Below are 23,537 nucleotides of genomic sequence, written 5' to 3'. Positions count from 1 at the left end.
GTGTGACGCACTAATATTTCATCAATTCCAATAATTGGGTTTCGAATCTTTTTATGGGCAGATAGTTCTTTTCCAAATTTTTAGCAAAGGGTATTGGGGTATCCAAACTGCCTACCCGGCGAACGGGCGCATCTAAATGCTCAAAACAATGTTCCATGACCATGGCAGCAATATCATTGGCGATTCCCCCAAATAGCGAATCCTCTTGGAGGACAATGAGTTTTCCCGTTTTTCGGACCGATTGGTATATCTTATCCATATCCAGAGGTTGCAATGTCCGCAAATCCAAGAGGTCTGCTTGAATATTGGGATGTTTTTCCAATACCTCCAAAGCCCAGTGCACCCCCGCACCATAGCTTACGATGGTTACGTCCTCACCATGTTTTAGCAGTGCTGCTTGGCCAAATGGCAGCGTGTAATAGCCTTCCGGCACATCCCCGTAGACACTTCTGTACAAGGCTTTGTGCTCAAAAAAGAGCACGGGGTTTGGGTCATTTATTGCTGTGGCCAAAAGTCCTTTGGCGTCATGGGGAAAAGCAGGATACACCACTTTTAAACCGGGGGTTTTAGTGAACCATGCCTCATTGGTTTGGGAATGAAACGGTCCTGCACCTACCCCGCCACCACATGGCATACGTATGACCACGTCTGCCTTTTCACCCCAACGATAATGTATCTTGGCCAGATAGTTGACTATGGGATTAAAGCCAGAACTTACAAAATCTGCAAACTGCATTTCTACCACAGCTTTCATTCCGTTTATGGAAAGTCCCATGGCCGCGGAGATGATGGCGGACTCACAAATAGGGGTATTTCGTACCCTGCGTTTTCCAAAGGCTTGTACAAAACCTTCGGTAATTTTAAAGACCCCGCCATATTCCGCAATATCCTGTCCCATGATCACCAGTTCATTATGCCGTTCCATGGATTGGTAAAGCCCTTCTGAAATGGCATCTACCAAACGGATATTTTTTGTTTCAACTTTAGGTTTAACGTCTTCGTAATCATAAGTTTGAAATACATCATTTAATTCTTTAGTTTCGGTACTTTCTACCATAGGCTCAGCAAAAGCAGCATTTAAATTCTCCGTAATCTCGGCTTCAATTTTGGCCTTGATGTCGGTAATCATTCGCTGATCCAAATATCCTTGATCCAAAAGAAATGACCCATAGTTAGCAATAGGGTCTTTTTTAGCCCAAGTCTGTAAAAGTTTCTCTGGCACGTATTTGGTGCCGCTAGCCTCCTCATGCCCGCGCATCCTAAATGTCTTGAACTCTAAGAGCACTGGTCTAGGCCTTTTTCTAATGGCCTTGCAAAGTTCTTTTACCTTGGTATAGACCTCTAATATATTGTTACCGTCCAAGATGCGGCTTTCCATGCCATATCCCCTGGCCCTATCGGCCAAATCCTCACAGCGGTACTGTTCCTTTGTTGGCGTGGAAAGCCCATAGCCATTGTTTTCAATACAAAAAATCACGGGAAGGTTCCATACCGATGCCACGTTTAATGCTTCGTGAAAATCCCCTTCACTGGTGGCGCCTTCTCCCGTGAATACTGCGGTTACCCGTTTGTTTCTTTTTAATTTGTCTGCCAGGGCAATACCGTCTGCCACACCTAATTGTGGTCCCAAATGCGATATCATGCCGATAATCTTATGCTCCTGTGCACCAAAATGAAAACTCCTGTCCCGTCCTTTGGTGAATCCAGTTGCCTTTCCCTGCCATTGGGCAAACAGTTTGTCCAAGGGTACTTTTCTTGTGGTAAATACGCCTAAATTCCTGTGCATGGGCAAGATGTACTCCTCAGGTTTCAAAGCGGCCGAAACGCCAACAGAAATAGCCTCCTGCCCCATCCCGCTGAACCATTTGGATATTTTGCCCTGCCGCAGCAGCACCAGCATCTTCTCTTCTATAAGACGTGGTCTCAGCATCAGCTCATAGAGCTCGATCAATTCTTTTTTCTCCAAATCACCTTTATGGAAGCGCATACCCTTTGGTTGATGCGTTTAAAAGTACTAAAAAAACCTAGTGGCCAAATAGCATCGGAATTCAATATATGGACAGAATCTTTACCTTTGGTACAGTCAAAATAAAATGGACATGACAAGTATACCCAGTGTTGACCTTACCGACTTTTTGAGCAACGACCCAAGTAAGAAAACAAAATTCATTGAAGATATTGGAAATGCCTTTGAAAATATAGGCTTTGTGGCCCTGAGCGGTCATTTTCTATCGGACACTTTGGTGAGTCAGCTCTATGAGGAAATCAAAAAATTCTTTGACCTTCCCCAGGAAACAAAGAACAAGTACGAAATTGAAGGCCTTGGAGGGCAACGCGGCTACACCTCCTTTGGAAAAGAACATGCCAAAGGCAGAAAAGAAGGGGATTTAAAGGAGTTTTGGCACTTTGGGCAATACGTCACGGATAATCCGGCACTCAAAGAAGAGTACCCAGAAAACGTTACGGTAACAGAATTGCCCAGATTTAATGCCGTTGGCAAGGAAACCTACCAGATGTTGGAAAAAACTGCACAGTACGTGCTGCGGGCGTTGGCCTTACATTTAGATTTGGAAGAAACCTACTTTGATGTTTGGATAAAGAACGGGAATTCCATTTTACGGCCTATACATTATCCGCCCATCACCACCGAACCTAAAAATGCGGTCCGGGCCGCTGCCCATGGCGACATTAATCTGATTACCTTGTTAATGGGGGCACATGGAAAGGGGCTACAAGTAAAGAACCACCAAGGGGAATGGGTAGATGCCATAGCTAAACCAGACCAGTTGATGATCAATGTGGGCGATATGCTTTCCCGCCTCACCAACAACCGACTAAAATCTACCATTCACCAAGTGGTGAACCCACCGAGGGAACTTTGGAACACTTCTAGATATTCGATCCCCTTTTTCATGCATCCCATCAGTGAAATGCCTTTAAACTGCTTGCCGCATTGTGTGGCGCAGGGGCAAACCAAAGCTTATGAGGATATTACCGCTGGGGAATTCCTGCACCAACGTTTGATAGAACTTGGACTTATCAAAAGCTAAATATGGATTTACGGGACCAATTAAAAAATTTATTTCCTGATCACGAGGAAAAGGAAGACACCAAAAAGGACCAAACCAAATCGAAGTTTTGGGTACAGGATGCCCCAATTCTTTGTAAATATGAAAAGCGAAAAGGAAAACCCATCACTATCTTGGAAGGCTACACCGGGGCGGATGCAGATTTTAAACAATTGGCCAAGGAACTAAAGTCCCTATTAAGCGTAGGAGGAAGTTTTAAAAACGAAAAAATCATTATCCAGGGGGACTATAGGCATAAAATCATGGCGTTTTTAAAGGAAAAAGGGTTTACGGTAAAGCGCGTCGGTGGTTAATTCTGAACAATTGTTTTTGTCAATTTTAATCGACCAAAAGTTAAAATCTTCGTTTTGGCCTTCAGCTTTGGGAAAATTTATTTTTGTTTTTTTTGTTTAAAGCTTACTTTAGCTTACCAACCTAACTAAACAAGCGCTAAAATGAAAGGACTACTTCATATTACCAATGGGGACAGTTTTACGGAAAGGCTAAAGCAATTGCCCATACAAGGGGACATTATCACCTGGCGTGAAATGCTGTGTGAGGGCAAAACCATAAGCACCGTAGGCAGCGAATCTTTTTGGAAAACCCGCTTTGAATTTTTGAACAAAAACTATAAGGTTTCCAAATCTTGGTTTATTGAAAAAACCTTAAAGGAGTACCGCTCCCTCTGTAATTACAAACAACACGATAAGATTGTGCTTTGGTTTGAATATGATCTATTCTGCCAAATCAACATGCTTGCAGTTATCAGCTGGTTAAAAACGCACAGGCGCCATGCCGAGATTTCTCTGGTCTGCAGCGGTAAAGAGGATAATACCGACCATCTTTACGCACTCAATGAACTTACCGAAGCTCAATTAATGCACTTGTATGACGAAAAGCAGGTGTTAAGCCAGGATGATATTGAATATGCGGACTATGTATGGCAATTGTATTGCAGCGATAATCCCATTCGTTTGGAAAACCTTACGGAGACGGATAATTCCCGTTTTCAATACCTTTCCGCTGCCATTGAGGCCCATCTAAAACGCTTTCCTAAAATAAGTAATGGGCTTGATCAAATAGAATCGGATATTCTTCAGCTTGGCATGGAAACCCAAGCTAAAAACAAAAGAGAACTTATCAGCACCATATTAAGCACTCCAAACGCCTATGGTTATGGTGATACGCAGTATGATAGGATAATCACCTCATTAAAACCGCTATTCTCCTCTTTAAACCCGGTTAGGATTTCCAAAAAAGGCAAAGAAGTATTGGAGGAGCGCACCAATTATTACGCTTTGTTACGAAATAATGAAACGTACTTGGGCGGAGCTTTAAAATATAATTTTCTTTACAATAGCCAGACAGACCGTATTTTAAAATTGTAGTATGGCACTGGCTGCTTCTGAGCTCATTTTAAATGCTGATGGCAGTATTTACCATTTAAATTTACTTCCAGAGGATATTGCCTCCACCATTATTTTAGTGGGAGACCCCGATAGGGTTGCTAAGGTTTCCGCATATTTTGACCGCATCGAACTTAAAAAAGGAAAAAGGGAATTCTTAACCCATACCGGATGGTATAACCATAAAAGGATATCTGTGGTTTCCACCGGAATTGGCACGGATAATATTGACATTGTGCTTAATGAGCTCGATGCCCTTGTCAATATAGATTTAGGTACCCGCAATGTAAAACCTAGTTTAACCGCATTGGAATTCGTACGTATTGGCACCTCCGGTGCGATACAAACAGATATTGCAATAGATTCATTTCTGATGAGCGAATACGGGATTGGACTGGACGGCCTGCTGCATTTTTATGATGTTGCCGCAACCCCAGAAACTACTTTTCAAGAGGCATTGACGGCCCATTTAGGATGGCAAGAAAAAAACATTGCCCCTTACGTCTTTAAGTGTGATGATTCCTTGAAGGAAAAGTTGGTTTCAAATCGTATACGATTGGGTGTAACCGTTACCAATGCTGGGTTTTATGGACCTCAGGGCAGAACATTACGGCTCCAAAATGGGGTAACCGATTTTCATGAAAAACTGGGCAGTTTCAGGTTTGAACATATGCGTTTGACCAATTTGGAAATGGAAACTGCGGCCATTTACGGCCTGTCCGCACTCCTAGGGCATAAAGCCATCTCCATGAACGTCATTCTTGCCAATAGAACTACGGGGATGTTTTCGAAAAATCCTGCGGCATCCATGAATTCCTTAATTCAATACTGTTTACATGCCATTACGGCTTAAACCTATCCATCTACATGAAAAAAGTGAATATTATAGGCGTACCAGAACATTTTAACCTGCCATGGCATATGGCCATTGAAGAGGGGGCTTTTGCCAACCGTGGTATTGATTTGGTTTGGAAGGATATACCGGAAGGTACAGGACGTATGGCGCAAATGCTTAAGGATGGGGACACGGATTTGGCCATCATACTTACTGAAGGTATCGTAAAAAGTATTCATGATGGCAATGCAGCGAAAATTGTACAGGAATATATTAAAACCCCATTATTATGGGGCATTCACGTTGGTTTCCATAGCCCCTACCAATCGCTGGAGCAATTAAAGGACACTAAAGCCGCTATTAGTCGTTTTGGCAGTGGCAGCCACCTCATGGCCTACGTCAACGCCCAAAATCAACAATGGGATACGGAGAAGTTAAAATTTGAAGTTGTACATCACTTGGATGGTGCGGTCGCGGCACTTACCCAAGGGAAGGCCGATTATTTTATGTGGGAACGGTTTACCACCAAACCCTTGGTGGACAACCGCACCTTTAGAAGGTTGGCAGACTGCCCTACCCCATGGCCTTGTTTTGTGATTGCTGCGACCCAAAGGTTTTTAAAACATCACCAAAATGTATTGCACCATATTTTGGAAGTTATTCATACCTACACCTCGGAATTTAAAAAAATACCCAGTATTGATCGCACCATTGCCAATAGGTATGGACAAAGGCTGGCAGATGTAAAAGAGTGGTTGTCCATAACGGAGTGGGGCCAAGCGCAATTAACGGAACAGGCATTGGACCAAGTGCAACAACGGCTGTATTCCCTTGGGCTCATCAAACAAATACTACCCCACAGTGATGTAATCGCATAGCCCTGCTTCCGGCAGGTACCACTTCTTTAGCTCAATCACCTGAAATGCTTATCTATCAGCTTCTTAAATGTAATATCGGATAATGGTTTTTGGGCCGTATCGTCAACATAGGGATTTTTCATGGCATTGGCCACAACCACATCCGTATCCACGGCAGTTATCATGACGATTTTAATTTTTTTCCTAACCGATGCGTCAATGTCCATTGGATACCTATCCAAAAAACCCCAACCGTCCAGTACCGGCATATTGGTGTCCAATATAATGAGACAGGGCAAAATATCGGGGCCATGTTGTTTTAAAAAGGAAAGGGCCTCCTGTCCGTTACTTACAAGGTTAACCTCTAAAGAAGAGTCCACCTGGTTCAGGAACAAGGAATTTAAAAAGTTGGTTGTTTCATCATCATCTACCAATAAAACTGACTTTAATAACCCCACCCCTACCACTAATTATTTTTACCGCTGCAAAAGTAGTATATTTCTTGTTAATATATTATCTATTTCGGCGATTACCACGCTATTTGTGGGGTTTTACGCTTTCTGAGAATGTTATTTGTTTGGCTAAAATGTTTATTTCCAAACCAGTACCCCCGGTTTGCACTTAAGGGTGATGGATGTCCCGATGTTAGGATAACATGTTTTGACTCGTCTATAAGTCTCTTCTTTTTTTTGGCAAATCCGCCCCATAGCAGAAACACGACTTTCTCCGATTCTTGGGAGAGGGTTTGTATCACGGTATCGGTAAACTGCTCCCATCCTTGGTTTTGATGGCTTCCTGGCCTGTGGGCCCTCACCGTCAACGTGGCATTGAGCAACAATACACCTTGCTTTGCCCAACGTTCCAAGTTTCCACTTTTTGGATAAGGCAGACCCAAATCCGATTCAATTTCCTTAAAAATATTGATTAAGGATGGTGGGTGCGGAACCCCGTCTTTCACGGAAAAGCACAATCCATTGGCTTGGTTAGGTCCATGATAGGGGTCTTGGCCTATGATTACGACTCTGGTTTTCTCAAATGGGCAGTGGTCAAAAGCGGCAAAAATTTCCTTCCCGCCAGGATAACACTGATGGTTCCGGTATTCCTGACGGATAAAATCAGTCAAGTTTTTAAAGTATGGCTTCTCAAATTCTCCCGCCAATTTCTCCTTCCAACTTGGTGCTATGTTTACCATCATCTTGACCATTTTTGGTAAAAATAACGGAATGGTATTTATTTTTTGAATTCCCCATGAATTTCCAATACTTTAGGGTAAGCAAATAAACTTATGGAAGTTTCCTTTAAGCAGGTGTATTTAAAAAAATTATTTCCCCTTAGAATCAGCCGAGGGGTACGTGATGGCCAGACCAACTTATTTGTGCAGGTTACCGATGGTGAGCATGCTGGGATTGGGGAAGTGTCGCCCGGGACATCTGAAGGAGCTGCCACACCAGACGAGGCACAACAACAACTAGCGTTATTTCTTACAAACCATAAAGACTTAAGTTCCGTTCAAAACACCTACGACAAGGCGCTGGCGCATGGGGTTGCGCCCTGTGCCATGGCCGCTTTGGATATGGCTTTATGGGACCTAAAGGCAAAAAAGGCCCAAATGCCCCTATACCATCTTTTGGGTTTTGCCAAACCAACACACCCCACCTCCATTACCCTTGGCATTATGTCTCCAGAGGAGGCCAAAGAGCGTCTTCCGCTTATTTTGAAAGACATGAACATCCGTACCCTAAAGGTAAAGCTGGGCAGTAATGAGGGCATTGAAGCAGACAAGGCCATGTATCAAGAAGTGTTGAACTACCATAAAAAACAGCCCATCGCCATTAGAATCGATGCCAACGGGGGATGGTCCCTAGATGAAGCCAAGCATATGATGCAATGGCTTTCTGAACGCCACTGTGATTATGTGGAGCAACCCCTTAAAGAAGGACAGGAATACGACCTCCCACAGTTATATAAAAACAGGCCCTTACCCATTTTTGTGGACGAATCTTGTCGTTTTGCGACCGACATCCCCAAGTGGGCAAATGCGGTGGACGGGGTGAACATGAAATTGATGAAATGTGGGGGAATCACAGGTGCCTTGCGCATCATTGCCACAGCAAAAGCCTTTGGGTTGCAAACCATGATAGGATGTATGGGGGAATCATCCATCTCAATTGCTGCTGGCGCCGCCGTTTCTGGAGCCTTGGACCATATTGACCTAGATTCCCATTTAAATCTAAATCCCGATCCTTGTGAAGGGGCCCCATTGATCAATGAAATTACCATGCCTTTAGATGTGCCCGGACACGGAGGACGATTTAAGGATTAAAGACGTAAGAAAATAGTGCTGATTTTGGAAAACAAAGTAGCTGGACGGGAGAAAGCACAAGGAAAAAAAGATGAGAAAAGGAAAAAGGATTGAAGATGGCAGTGTAGAAAGTACAGAAACAGTTAGTGGAAAACGTAAGACTTCATAAAATAGTTATGTTTTGCCATTTGTAAAAAGCCACTGTTAAGCAAAATGAAGCAACAAAATCCATTGAATACTTCTTTTTTACGTTTCTTGACCATGGCTTTACATTATTAAAAAAAGGGAACCTCATGATTACAACCGATAAAAAACTTTGCATTTACATGGAAGGTGCTCTGGATAACGATTCCGGTAAAATGGGATATGGTCTGATGCGCTTTTCCAAACATCCCATTGTGTGTGTGGTGGATTCCCATTATGCCGGTATGTCCGTAAAGGACGCCGTAGGGCTACCCTATTCCATTCCAGTGGTCTCATCGGTTGAAGAGGCGGTAGCCATGGGTGGCGAGATTTTAGTCTTGGGCATAGCACCTTCGGGCGGTCGGTTTCCGTCAGCATGGGATGCGCCAATTTCCCTGGCCCTACAAAAGGGACTATCGTTGATCAATGGCCTACACGACGATTTAAATGCGCGCTTTGGCCATCTTATCCAACATAAACATCAGCAGATTTGGGACGTTCGTAAACCAGCGCCCTCCTACCCTATTGCATCTGCAAAGGCAGCTGCCCTCACCAATAAAAGGTTGTTGATGGTAGGAACGGATATGGCGGCAGGTAAAATGACGGCAGGCCTTGAACTATACGCAGCATTAAAAACCAAGGGAATCAAGGTAGGTTTTGTTCCTACAGGCCAAATTGGCATCACTTTAATGGGTAATGGCATTCCTTTGGATGCTATAAAGGTAGACCAGGCTGCTGGCGCTGTGGAACAAGCCGTACTGGAACAAGCAGACAAGGATATCATTATCATTGAAGGACAGGGTTCTCTGGCCCATCCGGGCAGCACGGCCAGTTTGCCCTTAATGCGCGGTTCCCAGCCCACACATTTAATTTTATGCCATAAAGCAGCATTTACCCATTTACGTGCGCCAGTTTCCCATATTAAAATACCCCCTTTGCCAGAGTTTATTGCATTGAATGAGGCGGTTGCAGGCGTATGCGGAACCCAACATCCCGCAAAGACCATAGGTATTGCTTTAAATACGGTAGGACTCCATGAGGAAACTGCAAAAGAAAAAATAAGCACTATTGCAGCGGTTACGGGCCTGCCTACCGCCGATGTTGTTAGGTTTGGTACGGAGCCTCTGGTAAACGCAATTTTGAACAATTAATCCATGGAACTCAAAACTATTTTGACAAAGGAATTCGGGTTCAATAATCCACAAATGCAGCCGTTGGAGGGTTATGACAACAAGAATTATAAGGTGACTGACGGTGCCAAGAAGTATGTTTTTAAGACCTATCCCTTTTCTGAATCAGTCTACGATACCCTGTTGTCGGAGAATGAGGTATTATTGGCCCTTGAACCCATTAAAACCCTTAGCATCCCCAAACCCATACCATTTAAGGATGGTACCTATGTAAAAAAAATAACCATTGAGCATGAAATCTTTATTTGTAGATTACTCACTTTTATTGAGGGAACTTTTTTGGGCGATACCACCTATGGTAAAGAAACGGCAAGGAAATTGGGTGGGGCTATGGCAGCACTCAATACCACCATTGCTCCTTTAAAAAGTTACGCCCTCCAAGCCAGGGCCTGGCCTTGGGATTTACAACATTTTGAACTGAACCAAGCCTATTTGCGGTATGTTCCAAATGTTCATGACCGCAGTAAGTTAAGTTACTTTTTTCAACGTTTTAAAAGGCATGTCCGGCCAAACATCCCAAAGTTGAGGAAACAAATCATTCATAATGATGCCAACGAATGGAATGTTTTGGCGAAGGACGGGGAAGTTTCTGGATTAATAGATTTTGGGGACCTTACCCATGCACCCTTGATTAACGAGGTGGCCATAGCCATGACCTATATGGCCTATGATAAAAAAGAACCGTTACCTTGGGCCATTGAAGTGCTCAAGGGGTACCATGACATTAGCCCAATATTGGAACACGAAGCAGCGTTGCTATATGATCTCATTGCAGCGCGCCTATGTACCAGTATCTGCAATTCTGCCTTTGCAAAACACCAACAACCTAAAAATACATATACCTATGTAAGTGAGAAATATGCGTGGGATATGTTAAATCATTGGTTAACCTTAAATCCCATTAAGGTCACCGCTGGGTTCAAAGCCGCTATTGGCATTCCAAGTATGGAATTAGCAGACGTAACATCAGACTTACAGCGCCGAAACCGGCATATCAGTCCCATCCTTTCCGTGAGTTATCAACGTCCGATAGCCATGCACGCTGCGGCCTTTCAGTACATGTACGATAAAGTGGGAAATACCTTTCTGGACGCCTACAATAACATTCCCCACGTAGGGCATTGTCACCCCCTAGTGGTAGAAGCGGCCCAAAAACAAATGGAAACACTAAATACCAATACCCGATACCTGTACGACCAATTGGCCGAATACGCAGAAAAACTGCTGGAAAAGTGCCCCAAACCACTCAATAAGGTGTTCTTTGTAAATTCTGGCAGCGCTGCCAGTGATTTGGCGGTTCGGATGGCAAAAGCTCATACCCAAAAAGACAAGATGGTGGTATTGGAACATGGTTACCACGGAAACACCGAACAAAGCATAGCCGTTAGTGACTATAAATTCAACCATCCAAAAGGAAACGGACAGCCTTCCAATGTCATTAAGGTGCCGCTCCCCGATACCTATCGAGGTGATTTTCAAGACAAAAAAGCAGGAAAGAAATATGCCTTAGCCCTGCAGGAAGCATTGCGCAACCAGAGTAATATAGCGGCCTTTATTGCAGAGTCTATCGTAGGCTGTGGCGGACAGGTACCACTTGCGGAGGGGTATCTAAAGGAAGTATACCCCATTATTCGGTCTAAGGGAGGTTTATGCATTGCGGATGAGGTGCAAACGGGTTTTGGACGTTTGGGAACCCATTTTTGGGGCTTTCAAACCCATGGGGTGGTTCCCGATATTTTGATTTTAGGCAAACCTATGGGCAATGGTCACCCCATTGGGGCTGTTGTCTGCACAGATGCGGTTGCCGAATCCTTTGAAAAGGGGGTAGAGTTTTTTAGTTCTTTTGGGGGCAACCCCGTTTCTTGCGCGGTTGGCTTAGCGGTCTTGGAGGTCATCGCAAAAGAAGGATTACAAGAAAACGCACAAGCTGTTGGAACGTACTACTTGGAGCAACTAAGGCACTTACAACAAAAACATCCCGTCATTGGGGACGTTAGGGGTTCCGGGCTCTTCTTGGGTATTGATATTGTTCATCCCAATACCAAAAACACCTATAACCACCTTGCCCAGTATATCAAAAATGAATTTCGAAAGCGACATATCCTAATCAGCACGGATGGCCCTGATGACAGCGTCATTAAAACCAAACCGCCGCTTTGTTTTACCAAGGGGAATGTGGACCATGTTATAACGTCGCTAGACAACCTTTTAAAAACATTTATGGCTAATGCAACTCTCTAGCCACAATAGTTTCCCTAAAAGCAAACATCAATCCAAAATATTTTAATAAAAACTATTTATTTTGTACCATTCCAAATGAACAAAGAGCTAAAGATGAGGATTGACAATGTGATGGGTACCAAGAACACCATAGCCTTTCACCTTGTTGTGCCCAACCTGTTCTTTTTCCTCTTTATTTCTTTGAAAATACATGGTCAATCTACGGATATTATAATGCCTAGATACAACAATAGTCCTGGATTTGAACTGACCGTTACTACATGTGAAGCGAACTTTTATGATAGCGGTGGTAGTTCTGAAAACTACCGCTATGGAAATAATGCCATCATAACCATTTGTCCAGAGAACCCAAATGAGCGAATCAATATAGACTTTACCAATTACGATTTACAGGCCTCGCATGTGCTGCAAATTTATGATGGTCTGGACACAACGGCCAGCACACTGGGTTCCATCTCAAATGCGCTTAGCGGTACCGCATTTTTCAGGGCATCTTATGGAAATGCCACAGGCTGTTTAACCCTTACCTTTATAACATCTTCCACCTTTGCAGAACCCAATGACGACACTTCTTATAGTGGTTGGAGGGCATTGGTATTTTGTACCCCTCCAATCATAGACATTGGAAATCCGGAAGATCTGGTTCTTAACGATGATATCAGCGGTGACGGCACAGAACTTTTTAATCTCCAAAGAAATACGAATACCATCTTAAACACCCAAAATCCCGAAGATTTTACGGTAACCTATCATTTGTCCTTAATACAGGCAGAAAGTGGCATAAATCCATTAGACTTGCTGTTTGGTAACACCTCCAATCCACAAACTATTTATGCCCGTCTAGAAAACAGACATACCGGGGAGTTTGCCACCACCAGTTTTAGGCTTGTTTTAAATGAAATTCCATCCCTGCCCCCAATCCAAACCATTTATGTTTGTGATACCGATTTAGACGGCACAATCGTGGCTAATTTAGATGAAACCGAACCATTGATTTTGGAGGACAATGCCAACTTGGCCGTTACTTTTTTTGCCGACATGGACAATGTGCTTGAAAATGAAAACCCCTTAACGGACAACCAAATACAATTTGCACAAACTGAAAACACCATTTACTATAGACTAACCGATGTACAAACTGGTGCATTTGCCGTTGGTTCCCAACAATTTAACCTGATTTCACCCCCGTTGAACCGAGGGTTTAATGATATTGAAGTTTGTAGGGACTTAAATGCTGAAGCTGTTATTGATTTGGCTGCTTTGTCCCAAAATGAAATTACGGATATAGATTCCTTTGCAATAAGCTACCATGAATCCTTAATTGATGCTGAAAATGAAGATAACAAGTTGCCTCCGATATTTATTTTTGATAAAGAAATCACTGTTTACGTGAGAATAAATGGTTTTGAATCCTGCGTATTCATCAAAAGTTTTCAATTAAAACCAACCAGTATTATTAAGAGTGGGATGGTAGAAAGTTACACCATCTGCCAATTCAAAGATGGTTCCAATACCGGTCCCGTAGTCATAAATTCTGGGTTAAACGCCAATGATTTTGATTTTCAATGGTTCCTTGAAGACACACCACTAGACGGGGAAACATCTCCCATGTTGTCCGTTTTGGAACCGGGTACCTATAAACTAGCCATAACCAATTCCCTTTCTGGCTGCGGTTATACTTTGGAAACCAGTGTTAGGCTGGCCGAAGTACCAGATAATGTGGAGTTAAAAATAGAGGCCAAACCATTTTCCAACAGTAATAAAATTACTGCAACAGTTAATGGGGATGGGCCATACACCTATGAGCTCTCCGGTTTGGAATCCAATACTACGGGGGTGTTTTTTAATGTGCCTGCAGGGCCACATAGTATTACCGCAATTAATAGCAATGGTTGCTCCAGTGTAACAGAGAGACTATTTATCATTGGTTATCCTAAATTTTTCACCCCTAACCAAGACTTTCACAACGACAACTGGAACATTCAAATCAACCCTGGGATAAACATTCAAAGTCTTCGAATTTTTAATCGTTATGGCCGCCTGATGGCAGAACTTAAAGGTGATTCCGTAGCTGTAGGTTGGGACGGTTTAACCAATGGCACACCAATGCCCGCGGATACCTACTGGTTTCAGGTAGATTTCACCTACAACCAAGAAAACTATACCAACAGTGGTTACTTTGCCTTAATGCGCTAGTGAATTATTATCTTTGCCCTGCTATAAAAAGAGGCCGTTGCAGATACCATCCAAAACCTTGCAAGATCTAGAGTTTCCTACCGTATTGGAACAGCTTAATGCGCGTTGTAACACAGCATTGGGCAAGGAGGCCGCGCTGGCCATTGCGCCCTACGAAGACCAGAACACATTGACCACGGTCTTAGGGCAAACCTCGGAGTACTTAGCCTCATTTGCCAACGAAAACAGGATTCCCAACCATGGTTTTGACGATATCAACAAGGAGCTAAAACTCCTTAAAATTGAGAATACAACACTGGAGCTCCCCGGGTTTAGACGTATTGCGGCCTTATGTAAACAGTTGACCCAGCATAAAACTTTTTTTAAAAAATTCAAAGAATACTATCCGCTTCTGTTCTCATTTACGGAGAGGTTTGAAGAAAACACCTATATCCCACAATCCATAGACAATATCATTGATAAATTTGGGGAAATACGGGATGATGCTTCCGTGGAATTAAAGAATTTACGCTACGGTATCCATCAGGTTAGGGGAAAGATCAACCAAAGTTTTGGGGTGGCCATGACCAAATACCAAGCCTCAGAATTTTTGGATGAGATACGGGAATCCGTAGTAGATAACCGTCGTGTTTTGGCCGTTAAGGCCATGTATCGCAAAAAAGTACGTGGTACCGTTATGGGCGCCTCAAAAACAGGCAGTATTGTCTACATCGTTCCCGAAACTACCCTGCAATTTTCCCAAGAGCTCAGCAATTTGGAATTTGAGGAAAAAGAGGAGATACAACGCATCCTTAATGGATTGACCAATGAGATACGGCCCTACAGAGAGGATTTGTCCAACTATCAGCACTATTTTACGCATATAGACATTACCGCCGCCAAGGCCAAATATGCAAAGGAGCTCAATGCCATCCTACCAGAACTGAGCGGGGAGCGCAAATTATTTTTTAAGGATGCCTATCATCCCTTGCTATATCTAAACAACAAGCAAAAAAAGGAAAAGACCTGGCCACAGACCATCTCCTTGCATGGGGAAAACCGAATCATTGTAATCTCTGGACCCAATGCAGGAGGGAAGAGCATCACCCTTAAGACCATTGGCCTCTTACAAGTGATGTTGCAGAGTGGTCTGCTGATTCCTGTTCACGAACGTAGCACCGTATGCCTGTTCGACAAGATTCTGACGGACATTGGGGACAACCAATCCATAGAAAACCATTTGAGCACCTATAGTTATCGCTTGAAGAACATGAACCAGTTCTTAAAAAAGTGCAATGCTAAAACCCTATTTTTAATTGATGAGTTTGGAACAGGTTCCGATCCGGAACTAGGTGGAGCCTTAGCGGAAACTTTTTTAGAGGTATTTTATGAAAGAGGTGCCTACGGGATCATCACCACCCATTATGCCAACCTAAAATTATTGGCCAACGAACTACCCCATGCCACAAATGCCAATATGCGGTTTGACAATAAGACCCTGCAACCCACATTCCAACTGATATTGGGTGAAGCTGGAAGTTCCTTTACTTTTGAAGTAGCGCAAAAGAACGGCATCCCCTACTCCCTTATAAATAAAGCCAAAAAGAAAATTGATCGGGGCAAGGTGCGTTTTGATGCCACTATCTCCAAATTACAACAGGAGCGCAGTAAAATGGCCAAGACAGGCTCCAGGTTACAGGACGAGGAAACCAAAGCTAGGGAGGAAGCCAAAAAATTGGAGGCATTAAATGCCAAGGTCAAGAGCAAATTGGAAAATTACCAAGAACAGTATGACCATAACCAACGTATGATTTATTTGGGCAACAAACTTAATGATGCCGCAGAGCGTTATTTCTTGGACAACAAAAAACGTCCTTTGGTTTCGGAGCTGCTACGTATCGTGGAGACCGAAAACAGCAAGCGAAAAAAAACCTCGGCGAAGGAGGCCAAGGCCAAAAAAGTGCAGAAAAAACAAATTGCCAATGAACTGGAGCAAAAAATCGTGAAAGTTCGAAAGGAAAAAATAGTCAGAAAGAAAAAAGCTATCCAGGCAGAAAAGATAAAGCCTAGACCCGTGTTCAAAATTGGTGATCGGGTACGCCTTTTTGATGGCAAGGCGGTTGGCACCATCGATAAACTGGAAAAAAATAAAGCCGTAGTGAACTACGGCCTATTTACCACAAATGTCGGTGTGGAGTTGTTAGATTTGGTAGAAGCTAAAACAAAATAGTTGATGGAACCTATTTTCTGTCCTAAGAGATTTTTTCAGTGCAAGTACCGCACACTTAAGCAAAAAGTGAAATTTATGCCTTTGGTTCACATAAGACAGGTCTGGAACTAACATTTTAGTCTTTAAAACGCCTCTCAATCCTATTTTCGTACCTCAAAATTGCTCTAGTTCATATGTTGTAGTTCACAAAGGTTAAAGTACAAAAGGGGTAATCCAAACGTAATGGAAGAAAGCGTGTTTAGTCCTTTGTTCCCGTCCAAGTACCATTTTGGTCCCTTTGTGTATCTATCCAAGTACCGCTAGCCTCATTATTTTCACCTAATTGGCCAAAAAACTCATGATCATCGGTAATTCCAATGGTAGCGGACAAGTTCCCCGTATCGCTTACCTTACCCGTGATGTCAGCAGAATCTTGGGTGAACGAAGAGGTTGCCGTTCCAGAAACATTACCAGTACTGCTTACATTCACCGTCCAATTTCCACGATCATCACCAGAATAAGTGCCGCTCCAGCTTCCCGTCAAACTAGGTCTTATTTCTTCTGCTTCATCATCTTCGGAGCAAGAGGTATTTAAAAAAAGTAATAGTAACACTGGTAAATAGATGATTTTTTTCATTGTTTTTATTTTTAATGGTTTGTTGTTCTAGATGCAATCAATGATTTTAATTTTTCCAAAGCTTTTGAGTAATAAGCATTGTATTTCGCTAGGTTTTCTTCCGATGGATTCTCTAGTACTTCTTTTAAATAAGGCATATCGGAAAATTTAAAGTGTTGGTTTTCAGAATCTTCTTGGTTCATCAGGGAATTTATTTGAGCCATTTTTTGTTGATTATCAGCTATCGCATCAATTCCGTACTGCTCTAATACCAATTGCTGTTGGGTTTTTGATTTAGTTGTCTTCGCATTTTCTGTAACACTAATAGTTTCAACGTCAAAATAAGTTGGCTTGTAATTTGGGTTGGCCTGTGTTAATGCGGTTTGTATTTCATTCAACAGCAATTGCATTTTTGTAATTTCTTGGGTTAAATCATTGACGTTGATACCTACGGCCGTATTGATAAAGGAAAACAAATCATTACCCTGATATGCTTCCCATGCCACCCCAACAATCCGCCTGTAATCATTTAGCCGCATTTTGCTAGGGTGCACTGCAATGGCCATTCCATCTCCATTTCCGGACGGGAGGATATAGTCTCCTTTATTCACTTCTCCTAGAACTTTCACTGGAACTTGGCCAATAAAAGCAACTCTTTTGTGCAAGTGTTCCTCATCCGACAACGGCATGGCACCAGTAACAATAGGGTTATGCGAAATGACCATAAACTTATCTGCATCCAAAAATCTTGAAGATATCTCACCGGAACGTAACCCGACAACGTCACCATAGGTTAAAGTTTCATTGGAGTCATATTTTTTTAGCCATTCCGCATAATCCGCACCACCAGATTCAAATGCAGTTCCCCTATTGGCCTCATTGTAAACAATAGTTAAAGATATTTGGACTCCCTGAACAAAAATGGAAAAGGCTGACCATGCCGCATCATCACAATCACCTGCAATTCCAACACCCGCTAGGCAGGCTCCCAAATTAACACCGAAAGTAGCAGAAGCTTCCAGTAAATCCATATATTCCAGAAGCAAATTCAGCGTATAATCGTTATTTAAATAAATATCAAATGCACCGGGGGCTTCAGCAGGTGGTGCCGTATCATCATCATCACGGTCTTTAGCGTCATCTTCACTTGGTTCGTTATCCAACAAAACCTCAAGAATAAAGTTCTGGCTTACATCACTGATTGCCTGAAATCCTTCTATTCTGCCAATAGGCTCATTGTTAGCATTCCAAAAAGACATAAAATTATGTTCTCTGGTAGGTGTGAATTGGTTTAATTGAATGGCCATACCATGGGAGCTACCTTGTAATCTCAATGGATACGCATCAATATCGGATTGATTCGTTTCAGTCAATGTAGCATTAATAACCACCCTGTCTTGAAACTCTGCATCTGCCTGAACACGAAGTCTTTGTAGCCTCGTATTTTGATCTACGTTAACGTCACCCGTAAACCAAGCTGTTCTCTGGTTATTTACATTTAGATCATTGTTTAGATTCGTAATACCATCAGCAATTAAATTCCGGTGCCGCACATAGGGCACATAGGTTAACGACTGACTACTAAAAGGACTAAAATTAGTGCCCGCGTCCAAATCAATGTCTACATTAAGCGTCTTTGGACCATCCCAATCGATAAGATTAAAATTTCCCAAGCCTTGTCCTGTGGGTACTCCCTCACCGATCAAAAGGTTAATGACACCGTAAGCATCGGTTTGGGTATTTTGGGTTTCTTGATATTCCGTGTCACCAAAACTATTGACAATGGTAAAGCGCACATTGAGTGGTTGATTGGGAATATTACTGGATGGAACATCAATGCCGGGAATTTCATCTGGATTGTTATCCACCAATACCGCTTGGTACGTAATGCCCTCAGTCTGTGCTATGGACTTTGAGCACGTAATTAGCAATACGATAAGTAAAAAGTATGTTTTTTTCATGTTAAAAATTATTAAAGGCACAATTACAGCCCGGTAATTGAATGATTAGGCCGATACCGATATTGTGCATGTTAATGCTTAATTTCTCATTGTCCTCTGGGTTAGCATTTACCAAAGAATAACTACGCCCAAAATGGTAGCTCAAAAAGAGTGCAGCTTTATTGGATATGGGGTACTGTATTCCCACCCCAATGCGGGGCACCAACAACATATTATCAAATTCATTTTCCCCAGTAAGGTCAAAAACTTGATTGTTAAGCGTTTGCGTTCCTCTCACTAGGTATTCCAAAGAAACCGTTGGTTGCAAGAAAAATTCAAAGGCCCTAGAACGGGCAAAAGCATACGACAATCCTGTTTGAATACCAGCATAGGTAACATCCCAAGCAAAGTAATTATCCAATAGCGCATCACTCGCCACTGCTCCATAGTTGGCCAAAACGCCACCCAAAGCAATGGACAATTTATCACCAGGTAATTGAAACTGATATCCTGCCTTGAGATAGGAATTACTTTTTGATTGCAGGTTTTCCAGTGTTCCGCCAGCTGAGTTCTGGTAGTCAAAACTAGATATGGTTTGCCCAATTTCAGTATACAAAAACTGTGCTTGTAACAGGTTAAATGCCAAACAAAAAGGCACGATTATGAACCATTTCATAACTTTAACAATTGGGTGACTCGCTGTTGACCCCCGGCACTCAACCTCATAAAATAAGAACCCTGTGAAAGATTGGTCAAGGGTATAGAAAGTTGAGACGTTTGCCCGAATGAGTCGGCCACGACCAGTCTTCCAGAAATATCAAAAAGTTGCATTTGTATTTCACCCTCCAACCCATTCTCCAGATTTACGATTACCCCGTCTACAAAAGGGTTTGGGTATACCAAAATCTCCAAATCATTGGGGTCTCCACCCAAAACAATGGCAGGTAATGGCTGCACAAAACCCTGTCTTAGTTCATTTTCATTTGCCTCAAATGTGTTAATAACACCTAACTGTCCTATACTTTGGAGTAAGAAATAAGAACCGGTACTAGTTTGCACTGGTTGACTATTACCAGCTGAGGCTAAAGTTTGGCGTTTTAAAGACTGCGAATTAACCAACTGAATTGTGGCAAACACCAGTAACCATTGTAGTGTTTTCATGGACTTATCATTTGATAGATTATGGAACATGGCGTTTTGCTATGCCTAATTCCCATAATTAAAGTCAATAAGCGACCAATGCCAAGTTGTTGAATCTACAACTTTAGGCACCAGCCGCTTTTGAACTTAATTAAAGTCTAGTTACTACAAAGGTGACCACAACGGTTTGTCCCGCTGGTTCAGAAAAAGTAAGATCAATATCCTGGGTATCCGTGATATTAGCCAATGAAAAAGTGCTAGATTCCTGACCTTGGTTTTGTATGTTACCTCCACCGTCATTTTCGTCCAAATCTCCGGAGCAGGTAATACTGCTTGTACTCAGCTCATCTTCCGTAACCGTAAATGTAGTTGTGCCTGTTAGCTGGGTGTCATTTTGACCTACAGAAATAAGGTTTTCTAAATCAGCGGACCAAAGGATTCTAGTATCAACGGTAGTTCCAATTGTTAACGAGGAAGATAGTTCGCCAAAGATTTCTAGCTCCACATTATCAGCATTACCCTCCCCTGAGGTATCCGTAGCCTTAATTTTGGTAACCTGTACTCGGTAAGAGATATCTACCTGGGGCTCGGGTTGTTCCACCTCATCTTCATCACTGCTACAAGAGATTGCGGTGGCCATTAAAATTCCTGCCAAAAATGTTCTTGCTAAATTGCTTTTGATTGTTTTCATAATGATTTGATTTTTAAGATTCAACAACCCAAACCTAGACCAGAAAACATCCCAACCCTAATTTTGTCCATGGACAAAGTATGGACAACTGTAACTAGATGTGTGCAAATAGGGCATGGACAAGAGAGATTCTTTTAAATCCTGAAAAGCTACTTAATGTCAATAAATAAAGGCATTTACATGGATTATTTTTTGGATCGTAAAAGGTTTTGGGATGGACTGTTTGCAGATAGCACTAAACTAAGCTTTGTTTAAAGGTTATAATTGCACCTAATATTTGTTTACCTTGATAACAAATCCAATACGTAATGAACACTTTAACAATCATAGGCTGCATTCTTTTATTTGGCATTCAAATTACATTTGGCCAAAATCAAAAGCATATTGATAGCCTAAAAACCGAATTAAAGAAAGAATCGATAAATGATTCTATCAAAGTGGTGTTATTGACCATGCTTCACGAGAAATTGATGTTTTCCAATCCAGAAGAGGCTAAGGGGTACGCCGATCGGGAAATGGACATTTATCACCGTACTGGTTCTGAATTCGCATTTGGGTTGGGCAATTTGCATATAGGCGATTACTTTTATAACAAGAGTATGAACGACACGGCTTTATATCATTATATTCTTGCTAAGAACTCATTTACAAAGAACAAAAAAATCAGAGGGTTGATTTTTGCCAACTTTACCATTGGTGATATCTACAAATCACAGGGCGACTATGACAATGCCCTTAAGATTTTCATCAATAGCTTGGAAGAGATTGAATCAAATATCACGGATGAGCCCTATAAAAGTCAATTTTTAGCATCATCGCACCTATCCATAGGTTCCTGTTATTTTGAAAAAGGGAACTTGAACCTGGCCTTAAAAGAATCCCTTCTTGCCCTAGACAATTTTATAAAGATCAATGATGAATTACGAACAGCGGATACCTTTAAACAACTTGGGGATATCGAAAGCAAGCTTAACCACCTATCCTTGGCAGTTGAATATTATAACAAGGCAAGGGCTATATACAATGCAAACAATGACAACATTTATGAAGCCAATACGATTATCGCATTGGGTCAGGTTTATTTGCTTAAAAACGAGTTGACCGATGCAGAAGCATTCTATTCGGAAGGTATCGAGCTTTCCAGAAAGTTCAATCTAAAAGGTTCTTTGTCGAATGCGCTCCTAAATTATGGTGTGGTGCTTACCCGAAAAAGGGATTTTTCAGGAGCAAGAATCGTACTTAATGAATCTAAACAACTTGCGGAAGCCGAGCAATTGACCCTTCCATCCATCTACGCGTTGAAGGCCTTGAGCCAATTGGACCTTGAATTGGGAAATTATCAATCTGCCCTAGCTACGGTGGATGACGCGTTAGAACTTGGCACAGCACGTGGTGCGACAATAACGCTCAAAGAGCTTTTTGCCCTAAAATCGCAGATTCTTGACAAAATAGGCAACCATAAAGAAGCCCTCACCTATTTAAAAGATTCATATGCAATTGGCGATAGCATTGGCTCAGTTGAAAAAATAAGACAAGTAGAAGAACTTAAAACCATTTACGAAACCGAAAAGAAAGAAACCGAAATCGCCCTACAACTAGAGGTAATCAAAACACTGAATGAAAAAGCAAAAGTCGATAAACTAACCAAGGGACTTTATGCAGGAGGTATGTTCTCTGCACTAGCATTGTTAGGACTCTCCATATTCGGATATCGCCAACGCATCAAAAAGAACCGTATCGAACGGGAAAAACAAGAGGAACTCTATAAAAAGGAAATCGAGCACAAACAAAAGGAACTGACCACCCAGACCCTGCACCTCGTGCAAAAGAACACCTTTATCCAAGAGTTGATGGAGAACCTGGAGAACATTAAAAAATCCCCTGAAAAGTTCAAGACCGAGTTTCGCCGTATTGTCATGTTGCTCAAAAAAGAGAATGCCTCCGACAAGGATTGGGAGGTGTTCAAAACCTATTTTGCAGAAGTCCATAACGATTTTGACCAAAAACTTAAAACCCTATCTGCAGATATTTCAGAGAAGGAAATCCGCTTGGCCGCCTTCTTGCGGATGAACCTGACCACCAAAGAGATCGCGGCCACCTTAAATGTCTTGCCAGACAGTATCTTAAAATCCAAATATCGACTCAAAAAGAAATTAGGATTGGATAAGGAAATGGACCTAAGCAGTTTCTTAAATACCTTATAAATTTTAGGCGGGCAGGTTAACCGTTGGTATCTTTACCATGTGAACGCGAGTAAAAAAATCATATTGTTTGATGGGGTGTGCAATCTTTGCGACCGCTCTGTTCAGTTCATTATAAAGCATGATACGGCCGACCTATTTAGATATGCCGCGCTCCAAAGTGAGATTGGACAAAAACTAACTTCTGAACGAGGTATTGATACGGCCAATGTAGATTCCATAATTCTAATAGAACCCGGATTGGCTTACTATATCAAGTCCGATGCGGCATTGCAGATAGGAGCCCATTTAAAAGGATATAGAACGCTATCCAAATTTTTTAAACTCTTTCCTTTGGGGTTTAGAAATCTTATATATGATTTTGTAGCGCGTAACCGATACCATTGGTACGGTAAAAAAGAGGCTTGTATGGTTCCTACAAAGGAACTTCGAGCAAAATTTTTAACCTAACTCACCCAGACGTAGCTTTTACCTGCCTCGTAT

The 23,537-nt window shown here is 42.2% G+C and carries 20 protein-coding genes; 12 read left to right on the top strand and 8 right to left on the bottom strand.

Translation table 11 applies throughout. The annotated features are described in order from the left end of the window. Positions 1-10: 10 nt before the first annotated feature. Positions 11-1,987 (bottom strand): alpha-ketoacid dehydrogenase subunit alpha/beta, encoded by a 1,977-nt coding sequence (locus tag I595_RS01360; protein WP_054557592.1) that lies wholly within the window; start codon positions 1,985-1,987, stop codon positions 11-13. 112 nt (positions 1,988-2,099) lie between these two features. On the opposite strand from I595_RS01360, the gene I595_RS01355 reads away from it, so the two are divergent. The 5 genes from I595_RS01355 to I595_RS01335 all read left to right on the top strand — a co-directional run bounded on the left by I595_RS01355 (position 2,100) and on the right by I595_RS01335 (position 6,187). Next, positions 2,100-3,050: an isopenicillin N synthase family dioxygenase gene (locus I595_RS01355; protein ID WP_054558003.1), complete on the top strand. Its 951-nt coding sequence runs from the start codon at positions 2,100-2,102 to the stop codon at positions 3,048-3,050. Positions 3,051-3,052: 2 nt separating this feature from the next. Beyond that, positions 3,053-3,382: a translation initiation factor gene (locus I595_RS01350; RefSeq protein WP_054557591.1), complete on the top strand. Its 330-nt coding sequence runs from the start codon at positions 3,053-3,055 to the stop codon at positions 3,380-3,382. A gap of 141 nt (positions 3,383-3,523) precedes the next feature. Beyond that, the gene (locus tag I595_RS01345) at positions 3,524-4,456 is read left to right on the top strand and encodes a DUF1835 domain-containing protein (protein WP_054557590.1); all 933 of its coding nucleotides are present in this window, start codon (positions 3,524-3,526) and stop codon (positions 4,454-4,456) included. Position 4,457: 1 nt separating this feature from the next. Beyond that, positions 4,458-5,327 (top strand): nucleoside phosphorylase, encoded by an 870-nt coding sequence (locus tag I595_RS01340; protein WP_054557589.1) that lies wholly within the window; start codon positions 4,458-4,460, stop codon positions 5,325-5,327. Positions 5,328-5,341: 14 nt separating this feature from the next. Further along, positions 5,342-6,187, top strand: coding sequence for a substrate-binding domain-containing protein (locus I595_RS01335; protein ID WP_054557588.1), 846 nt, complete (start codon positions 5,342-5,344; stop codon positions 6,185-6,187). Between the two features lie 35 nt (positions 6,188-6,222). Here I595_RS01335 and I595_RS01330 read toward each other — a convergent pair whose 3' ends face one another. Together I595_RS01330 and I595_RS01325 are read right to left on the bottom strand one after the other, a co-directional pair. After that, positions 6,223-6,624, bottom strand: a complete 402-nt coding sequence (locus tag I595_RS01330; RefSeq protein ID WP_172675897.1) for a response regulator — start codon at positions 6,622-6,624, stop codon at positions 6,223-6,225. Between the two features lie 71 nt (positions 6,625-6,695). Then, positions 6,696-7,361 (bottom strand): uracil-DNA glycosylase, encoded by a 666-nt coding sequence (locus I595_RS01325; RefSeq protein WP_054557586.1) that lies wholly within the window; start codon positions 7,359-7,361, stop codon positions 6,696-6,698. 90 nt (positions 7,362-7,451) lie between these two features. On the opposite strand from I595_RS01325, the gene I595_RS17695 reads away from it, so the two are divergent. From I595_RS17695 to I595_RS01300, 5 genes are all read left to right on the top strand, one after another. Then, the gene (locus I595_RS17695) at positions 7,452-8,489 is read left to right on the top strand and encodes a dipeptide epimerase (RefSeq protein ID WP_054557585.1); all 1,038 of its coding nucleotides are present in this window, start codon (positions 7,452-7,454) and stop codon (positions 8,487-8,489) included. Between the two features lie 272 nt (positions 8,490-8,761). Beyond that, positions 8,762-9,802: an N-acetyltransferase DgcN family protein gene (locus I595_RS01315; RefSeq protein ID WP_054557584.1), complete on the top strand. Its 1,041-nt coding sequence runs from the start codon at positions 8,762-8,764 to the stop codon at positions 9,800-9,802. Between the two features lie 3 nt (positions 9,803-9,805). Further along, positions 9,806-12,082, top strand: coding sequence for an aminotransferase class III-fold pyridoxal phosphate-dependent enzyme (locus I595_RS01310; protein WP_054557583.1), 2,277 nt, complete (start codon positions 9,806-9,808; stop codon positions 12,080-12,082). A gap of 93 nt (positions 12,083-12,175) precedes the next feature. Next, on the top strand, positions 12,176-14,278 hold the full coding sequence (locus I595_RS01305; RefSeq protein ID WP_172675896.1) for a T9SS type B sorting domain-containing protein: 2,103 nt from the start codon (positions 12,176-12,178) through the stop codon (positions 14,276-14,278). Between the two features lie 37 nt (positions 14,279-14,315). Beyond that, positions 14,316-16,487, top strand: a complete 2,172-nt coding sequence (locus tag I595_RS01300) for an endonuclease MutS2 (RefSeq protein WP_054557581.1) — start codon at positions 14,316-14,318, stop codon at positions 16,485-16,487. A 238-nt stretch (positions 16,488-16,725) separates the two neighbouring features. Here the strand turns inward: I595_RS01300 and I595_RS01295 are convergent, their stop codons facing one another. The 5 genes from I595_RS01295 to I595_RS01275 all read right to left on the bottom strand — a co-directional run bounded on the left by I595_RS01295 (position 16,726) and on the right by I595_RS01275 (position 20,853). Continuing rightward, positions 16,726-17,103, bottom strand: coding sequence for a hypothetical protein (locus tag I595_RS01295; RefSeq protein WP_054557580.1), 378 nt, complete (start codon positions 17,101-17,103; stop codon positions 16,726-16,728). An 11-nt stretch (positions 17,104-17,114) separates the two neighbouring features. Further along, a complete protein-coding gene (locus I595_RS01290) occupies positions 17,115-19,043 on the bottom strand; it encodes a hypothetical protein (protein WP_054557579.1) in 1,929 nt (642 codons plus the stop codon). Between the two features lies 1 nt (position 19,044). Beyond that, entirely contained in the window at positions 19,045-19,698 is a 654-nt protein-coding gene (locus I595_RS01285) for a hypothetical protein (RefSeq protein ID WP_054557578.1), read from the bottom strand. After that, positions 19,695-20,183, bottom strand: a complete 489-nt coding sequence (locus tag I595_RS01280) for a T9SS type A sorting domain-containing protein (protein WP_172675895.1) — start codon at positions 20,181-20,183, stop codon at positions 19,695-19,697. The genes I595_RS01285 and I595_RS01280 overlap by 4 nt, the downstream gene beginning before the upstream one ends. Positions 20,184-20,313: 130 nt before the next feature. Then, the gene (locus tag I595_RS01275) at positions 20,314-20,853 is read right to left on the bottom strand and encodes a hypothetical protein (protein WP_054557576.1); all 540 of its coding nucleotides are present in this window, start codon (positions 20,851-20,853) and stop codon (positions 20,314-20,316) included. Between the two features lie 308 nt (positions 20,854-21,161). On the opposite strand from I595_RS01275, the gene I595_RS01270 reads away from it, so the two are divergent. Next, a complete protein-coding gene (locus tag I595_RS01270) occupies positions 21,162-23,057 on the top strand; it encodes a tetratricopeptide repeat protein (protein WP_054557575.1) in 1,896 nt (631 codons plus the stop codon). A 39-nt stretch (positions 23,058-23,096) separates the two neighbouring features. Beyond that, the gene (locus tag I595_RS01265) at positions 23,097-23,504 is read left to right on the top strand and encodes a thiol-disulfide oxidoreductase DCC family protein (protein ID WP_054557574.1); all 408 of its coding nucleotides are present in this window, start codon (positions 23,097-23,099) and stop codon (positions 23,502-23,504) included. The last annotated feature ends 33 nt before the right edge of the window (positions 23,505-23,537 follow it).

The organism is Croceitalea dokdonensis DOKDO 023 (assembly GCF_001306415.1).
GTDB classification, from domain to species: domain Bacteria; phylum Bacteroidota; class Bacteroidia; order Flavobacteriales; family Flavobacteriaceae; genus Croceitalea; species Croceitalea dokdonensis.
The sequence above is the reverse complement of the archived record's forward strand: the minus strand, read 5'-3'. Positions and strand labels throughout refer to the sequence as shown.